At 54.4% G+C, this 14582-nt stretch carries 8 protein-coding genes; 2 read left to right on the top strand and 6 right to left on the bottom strand.

Annotation, left to right across the window (positions count from 1 at the left end):
• Positions 1-71: 71 nt before the first annotated feature.
• The 4 genes from yfaE to ubiG form a co-directional block, all read right to left on the bottom strand.
• The gene (yfaE, locus tag IV493_RS05020; protein ID WP_013358564.1) at positions 72-332 is read right to left on the bottom strand and encodes a class I ribonucleotide reductase maintenance protein YfaE; all 261 of its coding nucleotides are present in this window, start codon (positions 330-332) and stop codon (positions 72-74) included.
• A 2-nt stretch (positions 333-334) separates the two neighbouring features.
• Positions 335-1465, bottom strand: coding sequence for a class Ia ribonucleoside-diphosphate reductase subunit beta (nrdB, locus tag IV493_RS05025; protein WP_013358563.1), 1131 nt, complete (start codon positions 1463-1465; stop codon positions 335-337).
• A gap of 72 nt (positions 1466-1537) precedes the next feature.
• On the bottom strand, positions 1538-3823 hold the full coding sequence (gene nrdA / locus IV493_RS05030) for a class 1a ribonucleoside-diphosphate reductase subunit alpha (RefSeq protein WP_013358562.1): 2286 nt from the start codon (positions 3821-3823) through the stop codon (positions 1538-1540).
• Positions 3824-4350: 527 nt separating this feature from the next.
• Positions 4351-5076: a bifunctional 2-polyprenyl-6-hydroxyphenol methylase/3-demethylubiquinol 3-O-methyltransferase UbiG gene (gene ubiG / locus IV493_RS05035; protein WP_013358561.1), complete on the bottom strand. Its 726-nt coding sequence runs from the start codon at positions 5074-5076 to the stop codon at positions 4351-4353.
• A 177-nt stretch (positions 5077-5253) separates the two neighbouring features.
• On the opposite strand from ubiG, the gene gyrA reads away from it, so the two are divergent.
• Both gyrA and rcsC read left to right on the top strand, forming a co-directional pair.
• Entirely contained in the window at positions 5254-7926 is a 2673-nt protein-coding gene (gene gyrA, locus IV493_RS05040) for a DNA topoisomerase (ATP-hydrolyzing) subunit A (RefSeq protein ID WP_147789452.1), read from the top strand.
• Positions 7927-8349: 423 nt separating this feature from the next.
• Complete coding sequence (gene rcsC / locus IV493_RS05045) at positions 8350-11202, top strand: two-component system sensor histidine kinase RcsC (protein ID WP_195857826.1); 2853 nt, start codon at positions 8350-8352, stop codon at positions 11200-11202.
• Positions 11203-11265: 63 nt separating this feature from the next.
• On the opposite strand, the gene rcsB is transcribed toward rcsC, so the two are convergent.
• Positions 11266-11916 carry a response regulator transcription factor RcsB gene (gene rcsB / locus IV493_RS05050; protein WP_009089068.1) on the bottom strand — a complete coding sequence of 217 codons (651 nt, stop codon included), beginning with the start codon at positions 11914-11916 and terminating at the stop codon, positions 11266-11268.
• 1 nt (position 11917) lies between these two features.
• Positions 11918-14575 (bottom strand): phosphotransferase RcsD, encoded by a 2658-nt coding sequence (gene rcsD, locus IV493_RS05055; RefSeq protein WP_013358558.1) that lies wholly within the window; start codon positions 14573-14575, stop codon positions 11918-11920.
• Between the last annotated feature and the right edge of the window lie 7 nt (positions 14576-14582).

Here is a 14582-nt window from a genome sequence, read left to right on the forward strand (position 1 = left end):
TCTGGCTGATCAATTGCTGTCAGGTTCACCCGCATTTGACCTGGGCAGCAATCTGACGAACGCCGCCTCAGTTATAACTCAAGCTCAATCTCGCCTTTAGCTTTGCAGCAGCAGGGCAGGATCTCATCCTGCTGCACAAAGGCCAGCGGCCGCTGTGGGTAATGCACTTCGCCTTTCAGCAGCCGCATCCTACAGGAGCCACAGTAGCCTTCGCGGCACTGAAACTCCACGCAGAGATTGTTGGCTTCCAGCAGCGTCAGCAGGTTGGTGTGCTCGTCTGTGCATTCCAGCCGGGTGCCGGAAGTGCGCAGAATAACAACGTCACGGCTCATGATTAAAGCTGGAAGTCGTCGAAGTCGTTAGCGCCTACTTCAGAGTCGATCTGACCGACCAGATAAGAGCTCACTTCCACTTCCTGCGGCGCGACCTGAACGTTGTCAGACACCAGCCATGAGTTGATCCATGGAATCGGGTTAGAGCGCGTCTGGAAGGGCAGATCAAGACCCACCGCCTGCATACGGATATTGGTGATGTACTCAATGTACTGGCAGAGAATGTCTTTGTTCAGGCCGATCATCGAGCCGCCGCTGAACAGATATTCTGCCCACTCTTTCTCCTGCAGCGCCGCCTTCTTAAATAGCTCAAAGCACTCTTCACGGCACTCTGCCGCAATCTCTTTCATTTCCGGATCGTCTTCACCGCTGCGCAGCAGGTTCAGCATGTGCTGGGTGCCGGTCAGGTGCAGCGCTTCATCGCGGGCGATCAGCTTGATGATTTTAGCGTTGCCTTCCATCAGCTCGCGCTCGGCGAAAGCGAAGGAACAGGCGAAGCTGACATAGAAACGGATTGCTTCCAGCGCATTGACGCTCATCAGACAGATATAAAGCTGCTTCTTCAGCGCACGCAGGCTGACCACAACCTGCTTATCGTTGACCTGATGGGTGCCTTCGCCCAGCTGATGCCAGTAGTTGGTCATCTCAATCAGATCGTCGTAATAGCGTGAGATATCCTGAGCACGCGCCAGAATCTGCTCATTGGTGACGATATCGTCAAACACCACCGCGGGATCGTTCACGATGTTACGGATGATATGGGTGTAAGAACGGGAGTGAATCGTCTCAGAGAATGCCCAGGTTTCAATCCAGGTTTCCAGTTCAGGAATCGAGATCAGCGGCAGCAGGGCAACGTTCGGGCTGCGACCCTGAATCGAATCCAGCAGCGTCTGATACTTCAGGTTACTGATGAAGATATGCTTTTCGTGGTCCGGCAGCGCCTGGTAGTCGATACGGTCGCGCGAGACGTCCACCTCTTCCGGACGCCAGAAGAAGGAGAGCTGCTTTTCGATCAGCTTTTCAAAGATGTCATATTTCTGCTGGTCAAAGCGCGCCACGTTGACTGACTGACCGAAAAACATCGGCTCTTTCAGCTGATCATTTTTGTTCTGTGAGAAAGTGGAGTAAGCCATAAAAGTTGTCCAAAAGTAGACGAAGCCAGGCCTCGTGAAATGAATGAGGCGGGAGAATCTCCCGCCTGACCATTAGATCTTACAGGCGCCGCTTTCGCAGCCATCATCCTGGATAGAAGGTGCCAGGTCATCCTGCGCATCTTCCGCACCGTCACGGGTGTTCTGATAGTAGAGCGTTTTCACGCCGAACTTGTACGCCGTCAGCAGATCTTTCAGCAGCTGTTTCATCGGCACTTTACCGTTGGCAAAGCGTGACGGATCGTAGTTGGTGTTGGACGAAATCGCCTGGTCGATGAATTTCTGCATCAGACCCACCAGTTGCAGGTAGCCGTCGTTGTTCGGCATTTCCCACAGCAGCTCGTACTGATCTTTCAGACGCTCATACTCCGGCACTACCTGACGCAGGATGCCATCTTTCGATGCTTTGATGCTGATGTGGCCACGTGGCGGCTCAATGCCATTAGTGGCATTGGAGATCTGCGACGAGGTCTCAGACGGCATCAGCGCAGACAGGGTCGAGTTGCGCAGGCCGTGCGTTTTAATCTCTTCACGCAGACTCTCCCAGTCGAGATGCAGCGGTTCGTTGCTAATCGCGTCCAGGTCTTTCTTGTAGGTGTCGATTGGCAGAATGCCCTGCGCATAGGTGGTTTCATTGAACCACGGGCAGGCACCTTGCTCTTTTGCCAGCTCGTTTGACGCTTTCAACAGGTAGTACTGAATCGCTTCAAAGGTTTTGTGGGTCAGGCCATTAGCACTGCCATCGGAGTAGCGCACACCGTGCTTCGCCAGATAGTAGGCGTAGTTGATGACGCCGATACCCAGGGTACGACGACCCATGGCACCACGCTGGGCAGCCGGAATCGGGTAATCCTGATAGTCGAGCAGGGCATCCAGTGCACGCACCGCCAGGGTAGCCAGCTCTTCCAGATCGTCCAGGCTTTCGATGGCACCGAGGTTAAACGCAGAAAGCGTACAAAGCGCGATCTCACCGTTTTCGTCGTTAACATCTTCCAGCGGTTTGGTCGGCAGGGCGATTTCCAGGCAGAGGTTAGACTGGCGAACCGGCGCGATGCGCGGATCAAACGGGCTGTGGGTGTTGCAGTGATCGACGTTCTGAATGTAGATACGGCCAGTTGAAGCACGTTCCTGCATCATCAGCGAGAAGAGATCGACCGCTTTAACACGCTGCTGGCGGATGCTCTTATCCTGCTCATATTTGGTGTAGAGACGCTCAAACTCATCCTGATCGGCGAAGAACGCGTCATAGAGGCCAGGCACGTCAGACGGACTGAACAGAGTAATGTCTTCGCCTTTCAGCAGGCGCTGATACATCAGCTTGTTAAGCTGAACGCCGTAGTCCATGTGACGCACGCGGTTGCCTTCAACGCCACGGTTGTTTTTCAGCACCAGCAGGCTTTCGATTTCCAGATGCCACATCGGGTAGAACAGTGTCGCTGCGCCGCCACGTACGCCGCCCTGAGAACAGGACTTCACTGCGGTCTGGAAATGCTTATAGAACGGGATACAGCCGGTGTGGAACGCTTCACCACCGCGAATCGGGCTGCCCAGCGCACGGATACGACCGGCGTTGATGCCGATACCGGCACGCTGAGAGACATATTTCACAATCGCACTGGAGGTGGCGTTGATGGAGTCCAGGCTATCGCCGCACTCGATCAGCACACAGGAGCTGAACTGACGTGTCGGGGTACGCACGCCCGACATGATTGGCGTCGGCAGCGAGATTTTAAACGTGGAGATCGCATCATAGAAACGCTTGATGTAATCCATACGCGTGTCGCGCGGGTAGCCAGAGAATAGGCAGGCAGCAACCAGAATGTAGAGGAACTGCGCGCTCTCGTAGATTTCACCCGAGACGCGGTTCTGGACCAGATATTTGCCTTCCAGCTGCTTCACCGCGGCGTAGGAGAAGTTCATGTCACGCCAGTGGTCGAGGAATTCGTCCATCTGTGCGAACTCTTCCTGGCTGTAATCTTCCAGCAGGTGGCGATCGTATTTGCCCATGTCGACCATCTTAACGACCTGGTCATAAAGCTTCGGCGGCTCAAACTGACCATACGCTTTTTTGCGCAGGTGGAAGATCGCCAGGCGGGCAGCCAGGTACTGATAGTCAGGGGCATCGCGAGAGATGAGGTCTGCTGCGGCCTTGATGATGGTCTCATGAATGTCAGAGGTTCTGATGCCATCATAGAACTGAATGTGAGAGCGCAGCTCCACCTGTGAAACTGAGACGTTGTTCAGCCCTTCAGCTGCCCAGTCCAGCACACGGTGAATTTTGTCGAGATCAATGCGCTCCTGGCGGCCATCGCGTTTAGTAACGAGCAGACTCTGGTTCATGTCGCGTTTTTACCTTTGCGTGAGTATCCAAAAATTAAAAGAAATCCCGGCTTATGCACAGCATATTCATTGTGAATAATGTGTGGATAAACACTACATCTTGGGGGTGATGGGAAGTACCATAACTACATGGGGGCTTATTTTAGTATTTTACGGCCGCTTAACAAGAGCAAAAAATGATGGATAGAGGGGTTGTATTTTTGGCGAAAATTCTTAGGCCATGCCTTGTAAGGCCTGGCAACATGTCAACCAGATCACACTTTTTTTTCTAACTTTGATCGGACGCGTATTTCTTATTCAATCCTCCCTTTTCGGCCCTGAAGGGGAGGAAAAAAGGCGAAAAGAGACTACCTGCCCAGGGCGTTGCCAGATGGCGCGGACTGAAATCTGAGGCAGAAGAGAGTGGGTGTGACGTAACCCACTGGCAGATAACACTATGCCTCTGTTGCGGATGATTTCGGGGTCAGCAGGCGATGAAAAGCGGAAAGGGAAGAGCAAGCCCGCCCTGATTCAGGCGGGCCGATCACTTATACGGCGCGATGGGTATGCACCATATAATTGACATCCGTACCCGGGGCCAGTTTGAAGCGGTTGGTCACCGGATTGTAGTGCAGGCCGATGATGTTACGTTCACGTAGCGTCGTTTCATCGACCCAGCCCAGCAGTTCGGAAGGGCGGATGAATTTCTTCACATCATGCGTACCGCGCGGCAGCATGCGGAGCACATATTCTGCGCCAAAGATCGCCAGCAGCCAGGCTTTAGGGTTGCGGTTCAGCGTAGAGAAAAAGACTTCGCCGCCGGGTTTGACCAGTTTCGCACAGGCGTGAATCACCGAGCGCGGATCCGGCACATGCTCCAGCATCTCCATGCAAGTCACCACATCATATTTTCCGGCGTGCTGTTCGGCATGCTCTTCAACGGTCTGCTGTACGTAGTCCAACGTCACGCCGCTCTCAAGGGCATGCAGGCGTGCCACGGCCAGCGGTTCAGCGCCCATATCCAGGCCCGTCACCACTGCGCCTTCACGCGCCATGCTTTCCGCTAAAATGCCGCCGCCGCATCCCACGTCGAGCACGGTTTTACCAAACAAACCGTTGCTGTGCTGCGCGATATAGCCCAGGCGCAGCGGGTTGATGCGGTGTAGCGGTTTAAATTCACCCTCCAGATCCCACCAGCGCGAGGCCACCGCCTCAAATTTGGCAATTTCCTGCGCATCGACGTTCTGCTGATGATTCTGCGGTTGTGCATTCATTGAATCGTAACTCCTGACAAAATGTGCCCACAGTATAAACGCTTAACCGCGGATGGCACACCTTTCAGGCGTAAGGAAAAGCGGGCGATATCGGTGGTTAACGTTCACCCGGGCATTGCAGTGTGATATACTTTCGCACCTTTAAAATCCGGGATTAAGTAGAGGGATAGCGGCTCCATGAGCGACCTTGCGAGAGAAATTACACCGGTCAATATCGAAGAAGAATTAAAAAATTCTTACCTCGGTTACGCCATGTCGGTCATCGTTGGCCGAGCTTTACCCGATGTGCGTGATGGCCTGAAGCCGGTTCATCGTCGCGTACTCTATGCGATGAGCGTACTGGGTAACGACTGGAACAAACCCTATAAAAAATCTGCCCGCGTCGTCGGTGACGTTATCGGTAAATATCACCCGCATGGTGATTCTGCCGTTTACGATACCATTGTACGTATGGCCCAGCCTTTCTCCCTGCGTTACATGCTGGTGGACGGACAAGGCAACTTCGGTTCCATCGACGGCGACTCCGCTGCAGCGATGCGTTATACCGAAATTCGCATGTCGAAAATCGCCCACGACCTGTTAGCTGACCTGGAAAAAGAGACCGTCGATTTCGTACCGAACTATGACGGCACTGAGCAGATCCCTGAAGTTCTGCCAACCAAAATCCCTAACCTGCTGGTGAACGGTTCGTCCGGTATCGCCGTGGGTATGGCAACCAACATTCCACCGCACAACCTGCGTGAAGTGATCAACGGCTGCCTGGCGTACATTGAAGATGAGAACATCAGCATTGAAGCGCTGATGGAGCACATTCCGGGGCCTGATTTCCCGACCGCCGCCATTATCAATGGTCGCCGTGGCATCGAAGAAGCGTACCGCACCGGACGCGGCAAGATTTACATTCGCGCGCGTGGCGAAGTGGAAGCCGATGCGAAAACGGGCCGCGAGACCATCATCATTCATGAGCTGCCGTATCAGGTGAACAAAGCCCGCCTGATTGAGAAGATTGCGGAGCTGGTGAAAGAGAAGCGTGTCGAAGGCATCAGCGCACTGCGCGATGAGTCTGATAAAGACGGCATGCGCATCGTGATTGAGATCAAGCGTGATGCGGTCGGTGAAGTGGTCCTGAATAATCTCTATTCACTGACCCAGCTGCAGACCTCGTTTGGTATCAATATGGTGGCGCTGCATCAGGGCCAGCCGAAGATTATGGCGCTGAAGGAGATTCTGGACGCCTTCGTTCGCCATCGTCGTGAAGTCGTAACGCGTCGTACCATCTTTGAACTGCGCAAGGCCCGTGACCGCGCGCATATCCTGGAAGGTCTGGCGATTGCGCTGGCGAATATCGATCCGATCATCGAGCTGATTCGTCGTGCGCCAAACCCGGCAGAAGCGAAAGCGGGTCTGATTGCCCAGGCGTGGGATCTCGGTAACGTATCAGCGATGCTGGAGCGTGCAGGTGATGACGCCGCGCGTCCTGAGTGGCTGGATCCGCAGTACGGCATCCGTGACGGGCAGTACTATCTGACCGAGCAGCAGGCTCAGGCGATTCTGGATCTGCGTCTGCAGAAACTGACCGGCCTTGAGCACGAGAAGCTGCTGGATGAGTATAAGGCGCTGCTGGAGCAGATCGCTGAGTTGCTGCACATTCTGTCAAGCGCCGAGCGTCTGATGGAAGTGATCCGCGAAGAGCTTGAGCTGATGCGCGATCAGTTTGGTGACGATCGTCGTACCGAGATCACCGCAAACACCGCTGATATTAATATCGAAGACCTGATTAATCAGGAAGATGTTGTCGTGACCTTGTCGCATCAGGGCTATGTGAAGTATCAGCCGCTGAGCGACTATGAAGCGCAGCGTCGTGGTGGTAAAGGCAAGTCAGCCGCGCGTATCAAAGAAGAGGACTTCATTGATCGTCTGCTGGTGGCCAATACTCATGACACGATTCTTTGCTTCTCAAGCCGTGGCCGTCTGTACTGGATGAAGGTTTATCAGCTGCCAGAAGCAAGTCGTGGCGCGCGTGGACGTCCAATCGTCAACCTGCTGCCGCTGGAAGCTAACGAGCGTATTACGGCGATTCTGCCGGTACGTGAGTATACCGAAGGCTTCAATATCTTTATGGCGACCGCGCTGGGTACCGTGAAGAAGACGGCGCTTAAAGAGTTCAGCCGTCCACGCAGCGCCGGTATTATTGCCGTGAATCTGCGTGATGACGATGAGCTGATCGGCGTGGCGCTGACTAATGGCAACGATGAAGCGATGTTGTTCTCCGCAGCCGGTAAAGTGGTTCGCTTTGCAGAGTCCGCAGTTCGTGCCATGGGTCGTACCGCTTCTGGCGTGCGCGGCATCAGGCTGGCTGAAGGCGATCGTGTGGTGTCGCTGATTGTGCCGCGTGAAGAAGGTGCCATTATGACCGTGACGCAGAATGGTTACGGTAAGCGTACGGCCAACAGCGAATACCCGACGAAGTCGCGTGCGACGCAGGGTGTTATCTCAATCAAAGTGACCGAGCGTAATGGTCCGGTGATTGGCGCGGTTCAGGTTGTCGATGGCGATCAGATTATGATGATCACCGATGCCGGTACGCTGGTGCGTACCCGCGTGTCAGAAGTGAGCGTCGTGGGTCGTAATACCCAGGGTGTGATTCTGATTCGTACCGCTGAGGATGAGAACGTCGTCGGACTGCAGCGTGTTGCCGAGCCGGTTGAAGAGGAAGAGCTGGATTCAATCGACGGCAGCGTGGCGGAAGGCGAAGATGATATTGCGCCGGAAGCTGAGATCGACGATGAAGAGATTGCACCGGAAGCAGATGCAGTAGACGAAGACGACGCAGCAGAAGACGAAGAGTAATTTGTCTGATGTAAGCTGAGGTTCGTTGCAGAAACGGCAGGTCAGGGGAAACCCGGCCTGCCGTTTTTTTTGAGGTCGGGTGTGGGTGGCTGTGAGTCGGGAGCCGCCGAAAGGCCCGCTATGCCCGATCGCAAAGGATTCCCGCATCCCTGCGGATCGGCCACGCCATCCGTGGCGTGGACGCTTTGCTCTTCGGGCATAGCCAGCCTTTCTCGCTGGGATTACGGTGTCGCTTTGAGTTCTTACGGGCAAGCCTGTACGCAAGCCTTCCTGTTCACTGATAGCTGGCTGCTTTCGCTATCTTAAAAGATTCCCAAACCTTCCGCTAAGCCTGCGGCTGGCTGGCTTTTTTCGCCTGATAAAGCTAGTGTATGGGCATTAAAAATCGATGATGCGACTAACCTTGCCAACTGCGAGTTACTTTTGAAATATCCTGTCTCTTTCCGCACTACGCTTCGCATCTCGCGCTATCTTTTCCGCGCGCTGGCGCTGCTAATCTGGACGCTGGGCGCTGTTCTGACGGCGTTTTACATCATCAGCGTGCTGCACAATAAAGAGACGCAGGTCCGGCAGGAGTTCGCCAGCAACTACGGCACGATTCAGTGGTATGTGCGCCATTCGGCGGACATGATGCGTGAGCTGAAATATATCACCGAGAACCGCCTGACCAAAGCCAGCAGTGGTCTGGATGTGCTGACCGGCATGATGCCGGGCAAAACTACGCAGCCGCAGTTTACGCCACTCTTTTCGGATGGCGACTGTACTTCAATGAGCAATACCTGGCGCAACTCGCTCGATTCCCTCAGCTACTACATAAATTACTGGAAGAGCAACTTCGCCTCGTCATATGAGCTTAATCGGGTGTTCTTTATCGGTGGCGAGAGTCAGTGTCTGGCGGACTTTACCATTGGCAGCAGTAATGCCGATCGGGAACGCAGCCTGAAATCGCTGCGTGAGAATGTACTGCGCTATCGCAATAGCAGCGAAGAAGATCGCCGCAATCCAATGTACTGGATCAATAGCAGTGCGCAGCCCGGCGTCGGCACCTTCTATATGGTAGTGCCGGTTTATGTCGCCAATAAGTTACAGGCGCTGCTGGGTGTTGAGCAGAACATCCGGCTGGATGAGTTTATTCAGCCGGGCAGCCTGCCGATTATTGCGTCTATTACCGACGAAAATTACCGTCCACTCCTTAACTCGCGGCGCGGCGGGCTGGGCTTTTCGCTGGATAATCTGCCGGATGATAAAACCTGGTTTGGTTATCTGAATGGGTATCGTCAGCTGGTGCTGAAGAAACCGCTGCCGCCGTCCGATCTTAACGTGGTGTGGTCGATACCCACCGACGTCATGGTGGATCAGCTTAAGCTGATGATTATCAATGCGCTGCTGCTTAATATTTTCAGCGCCGTGATCCTGTTTACTCTCGCATGGGTGTTTGAGCGACGGATGTTCCTGCCGGCGGAGGAGAATGCGCACCGGCTGGAAGAGCATGAGCAGTTTAACCGTAAGATTGTTGCCTCTGCGCCGGTCGGGATCTGTATCTTACGTACCAGCGACGGCACCAATATTCTGAGTAACGAGCTGGCGCACAACTATCTGACGTTGCTGACGCAGGAAGATCGTCTGAGACTGAATGAGATTATTGGCGGGCAGCAGGTCAACTTTGTCGATGTGCTGACCGGCAGTAATACTAACCTGCAGATCAGCTTTGTGCATTCGCGCTATCGTAATGAGAACGTGGCGATTTGCGTGCTGGTCGATGTTTCGGCGCGCGTACGAATGGAGCAGTCTCTGCAGGAGATGGCCCACGCGGCAGAGCAGGCCAGCCAGTCTAAATCGATGTTCCTGGCTACCGTCAGTCACGAGCTGCGCACGCCGCTGTATGGCATTATCGGTAATCTCGACCTGTTACAGACCAAAGAGCTGCCCAGCGGCATCGACTCGCTGGTGACGGCGATGAACAACTCCTCCAGCCTGCTGCTGAAGATTATCAGCGATATTCTCGACTTCTCGAAAATTGAGTCCGAGCAGCTGAAAATCGAGCCACGTCCGTTTGCACCGCGCGAAATCGTCACCCACATCGTCGGCAACTATCTGTCGCTGGTGGTGAAGAAGCGGCTGACGCTCTACTGCTTTATCGAACATGATGTGCCGCAGGTGCTGGACGGCGATCCGCTGCGCCTGCAGCAGGTGATCTCGAACCTGCTGAATAACGCGATTAAGTTCACGCACACCGGCTGTATTATCCTCCACGCCTGGGTTGCCGAAGGCTATCTGGCCTTCCGCGTCCGTGATACCGGCGTCGGCATCCCGGCGAAAGAGCTGCCACGTCTGTTTGATCCTTTCTTCCAGGTAGGCAGTGGCGTGCAGCGTAATTTCCAGGGCACCGGGCTGGGGCTGGCGATCTGTGAAAAGCTGATCAATATGATGGACGGTGACATTGAAGTTGACTCAGAGCCAGGCATGGGCAGCCAGTTCATCGTCCGTATTCCGATCTACAAAGGGCAGAAGCCGTCACTGATGCTGCTCGAGGATTTGAAAGAGAACAAAGTCTGGCTGGCGATGCGTAACGACTATCTTGCGGAGTTTATTACCCGCCAGATTCAGCAGCAGGGCATTGAGGTCGCGGAATATAATGGTAAGCCGGGTCACGACGATGTGGTGATGACCGATTACGATCTGGAAATCGACTTACCGCTGCGGGCGCTGATCACCTTCGATGGCTCGCATGTGGATATGCCGCGTGAACGTCAGCCGGGACGCTGGATCCACTCAACAGCCACGCTGCACGAGGTGCCGGCGCTGCTGGCGCGCATCTACCGTATTTCGCTGGGCCACGATGCGGCGGATGCGTTGCTGCTAGCCGCGCCGGTCGAAGAGAAAGTGCATAACGATGACATCATGGTGCTGATTGTCGATGACCATCCGATTAACCGCATGCTGCTGTCGGAACAGCTTGGCACGCTGGGCTATCAGGTGAAAACCGCGCAGGATGGCGTTGATGCGCTTAACGTGCTGAGTCGTAATGAAATCGACATCGTGCTGACTGATGTGAACATGCCAAACATGGATGGTTATCGCCTGACGCAGCGGTTGCGTCAGCTGGGCCATCTCTTCCCGGTCGTCGGCGTGACGGCGAATGCGCTGGCGGAAGAGAAACAGCGTTGTATGGATGCGGGCATGGATAACTGCCTGTCAAAACCGGTGACGCTGGATGTGCTGAAAGTGACGCTGGCCATCTATGCTGATCGGGTGCGCAAAACGCGGATAGGATAGGGCAGGATAAAGCAGGATAGGGCAGAGGTAAGGCGGTGCAGGCTGCACCGCCTCAGACGTAACTTAGTCTCTTTCGACCTGAGTCTGGCTGACAGACGACAGGTAGTTCAGCAGCGCGATATCATTATCCACGCCCAGTTTCATCATCGCTGATTTCTTCTGGCTACTGATCGTTTTGATACTGCGGTTCAGTTTCTTGGCGATTTCCGTTACCAGGAAACCTTCAGCGAACAGACGCAGTACTTCGCTCTCTTTTGGTGACAGACGCTTGTCGCCATAACCACCTGCGCTGATCTTCTCCAGCAGTTTCGCAACGCTTTCCGGCGTATATTTCTTGCCTTTCTGCAGTGCAGCCAGTGCTTTCGGCAGATCGGTAGGCGCGCCCTGTTTCAGGACAATCCCTTCGATATCGAGATCAAGCACAGAACTCAGAATCGCCGGGTTGTTGTTCATGGTCAGAACAATAATCGACAGATCCGGATAGTGGCGTTTAATGTATTTAATCAGCGTAATGCCATCGCCATATTTCTCACCTGGCATTGAGAGGTCGGTGATCAGGACGTTAGCATCAAGCTTGGACAGATTATTGATCAGTGCTGTTGAGTCTTCGAACTCACCTACAACGTTGACCCATTCAATTTGTTCCAGAGACTTTCGGATACCGAAAAGGACAATTGGATGGTCATCGGCAATAATTACGTTTAAGTTATTCATCTTATTGGTTACCTTGCTGCAGCAGTTGATTGACGTAAGCGTCAATATCACTGGTGGTATTTGTAATGTTTGAATCGTCACACGCTTTAATGTGGTGTTCTAACTCTTCACAAAGCTGTTTGCCGGGAGTCAGATTGAGCATGGCAAACACGCCCTTTAGGCGATGCGCTGTCTGAGCAAGCGAGGCGTAGTCCTTTTCCGCCGACTCAGTATACAGTCTCTTCACATCAACCGGTACTGTCTCCGTAAACAGCTGGAAATAGCCGCCGCTCATCAATGGCGTGGCCGTGTCGTCTTCCATGTCATTATCCATCACATCATGCGACAGTTGCTTCTCAATCAGGGCCAGTAAGGCATCCAGCATCGCATTACTGAGATTGAAATTGACCCGATACTGCTGGTCGTTCAGTGCATGATGACCCAGTTCATCTTCCGCCAGCAGCAGTGCCCAGCCGCTAAGCTTTGAGGGATCGTCGGTCACCAGCACATCGTGATCCTGACCGGAAATGCGCTCATCGGGTGTCAGACACCGTGCGCCCCAGTTCTCCAGATGGCGGCAGACGATTTTATGCACGTCCTCCACGGTGATCTCCACCAGCGCGGTCACACCATCCAGAATCTTTTCCTCTTCTTCTTCGTGCTTCTGCTCCAGCACCAGCGGCAGCTGCATGTTATAGCGCGTGCCGATATCCGCTTTTGCCACGATATCGAGGCTGCCACCCATCTGCTTGCAGAGCTGCTTACACAGGAAGAACGCCATGCCGGAAGCCTGTCCGTAGCGATCCTGACTGGTATCGCCCAGGAACGGGAAGTCGACATTCGCCAGCTCATCCACCGTCAGGCCCGCACCGGTGTCCACCAGTTCGATGATCACTCTATCGGCCTGTTTGTCCGCAGCCTTAACTTCCAGGGTGATTTTTCCCCAGCGGGTGGTGGTCAGAGCATAGTGCATCAGCGTGGTCAGCACTTTGCGCAGGGCGCGACGGTCGCCAAAGCGCGTCTCGTCATTCGCCAGATGATTATTCACCACCAGCGACAGCCCTTTGCGACGCATCAGCGGCAGGCTTTCCAGTGCGATTTCGTCCAGCAGCTCCTGCAGGTTAAAGACGGTGGCATCCGGTGACCAGTCATGCGCCTCAAGCCGGTTCAGCAGCACGATATCATCCACCAGTCGCGCCAGCCCCTGGCTCTCATCGAGCAGGTCCAGCACAGTCTCATCGGCGTCACGCTGGCTGAGCTGCACCAGCTGCGTCACCATCTTCTCCAGTGGCTGATTCAGCGCATGTCCCAGATTGTGCAGCAGCTGCTGACGCATCTGATGGTTGCGGTCCAGCACCTGCTGTGCTTTCTGTAGTTTCTTGTTCACCAGCAGCTCACGATCCTGGTCACGCATCATAAACAGCTGGGTATGTGGCGACAGCACGCTGCGGGCGTGGCGAATTTCATACACTTCGTTATTGATAGTGGCCTGCAGCACGCCCTGATGCTGGTCGGACATATTAATAATCTTCTGCAGATTGAGGTGAGGCAAAAGATGTTCAGCAATCTTATTGCTCAGCAGGGTGCGGTTGCTGGCAAAGTCATACACCAGCAGGCCGACCGGCAGGCTGGCGACAATCTCCTCATTCAGTACCCGTAGCGAGTCGAGTTCAGCGCTCTGATTCTCGCTGGGACGCAGCGATTGCTGGCGCAGCAGCACGATACCCGCCAGCGACAGCAGGAATAGCAGCAGGTTGATCAGCAGCGGCCAGAGCAGGTTGTGCAGGCTGTCGATAATCAGGCGGGTAATCGGCACCTGATAGACCAGCTGCAGCGACGTGCTGGGCAGGGTGGCCGTAATCTCAATATTGGGATTAACCAGCGTGATGCGGGTGTTTTCCACCTCCTGCTGATCGGCTGTCGTGGCAGGCATTGAGCTGTCCTGACGCAGCTGGAAGTTTTCCAGCGGCATGTTCTGCGGAACAATATCGTTAACCGGCAGATCAAAGGCGACCACCGTGGCCAGATGGCCCGGCTGATTAAAAGTGGTGCGCAGCGTGAAATAGTGGTCGTTCTGGAAGGCGAGGTGGCGCAGCGGCGAGAAGCTCTCGCGTTCATCCAGCGCATTAGCCTGTTGCAGCATCTCCGCGCGGCGGCTATCCACCATTGCGCTGATAGCGCTCTCTTTATAGCGCGTCGCCATATCTTTCAGCGGCAGGGTCGAGATCATAATCAGGCTGTTGTCCTGACCATTTAAAAAATACATCGACCAGGTGGGATTTTCTGCGCCCCACAGCGTGTCGAGATAGTTCGACATCCGCATGGTCATATCCAGCGTGCTGCTGTCGTGTGAACCGAAAATCAGCGCTTCGGTTTTACGGCGGGTTTTTTCCAGGTAATAGACGTCAGGACGCAGCCGCGTCTCCTGCAGATTGCTGCCGGGTGTGGCGCCTGCTGCACTGGTGGAGAGATTTTCATAGATCTGCCAGGTGGCAAAGCGGTAGGCGTCGATGCGCTTCTGCACGTCACGCGCCAGATCGTCCATGGCATAGCGTTTGCCGGTCAGCCAGGCATTGACCGAGTTATGCACCATAAAGCCCAGCGCCAGCAGCAGCACCAGATTGAAAACCACAAAAAAGCGGGTGACATTGCCGGAGGTCAGTGGAAACTTATACAACATAGCGTGT

It is taken from the genome of Pantoea sp. SM3640 (assembly GCF_015654165.1).
In the GTDB taxonomy this organism is placed as follows: domain Bacteria; phylum Pseudomonadota; class Gammaproteobacteria; order Enterobacterales; family Enterobacteriaceae; genus Pantoea; species Pantoea vagans.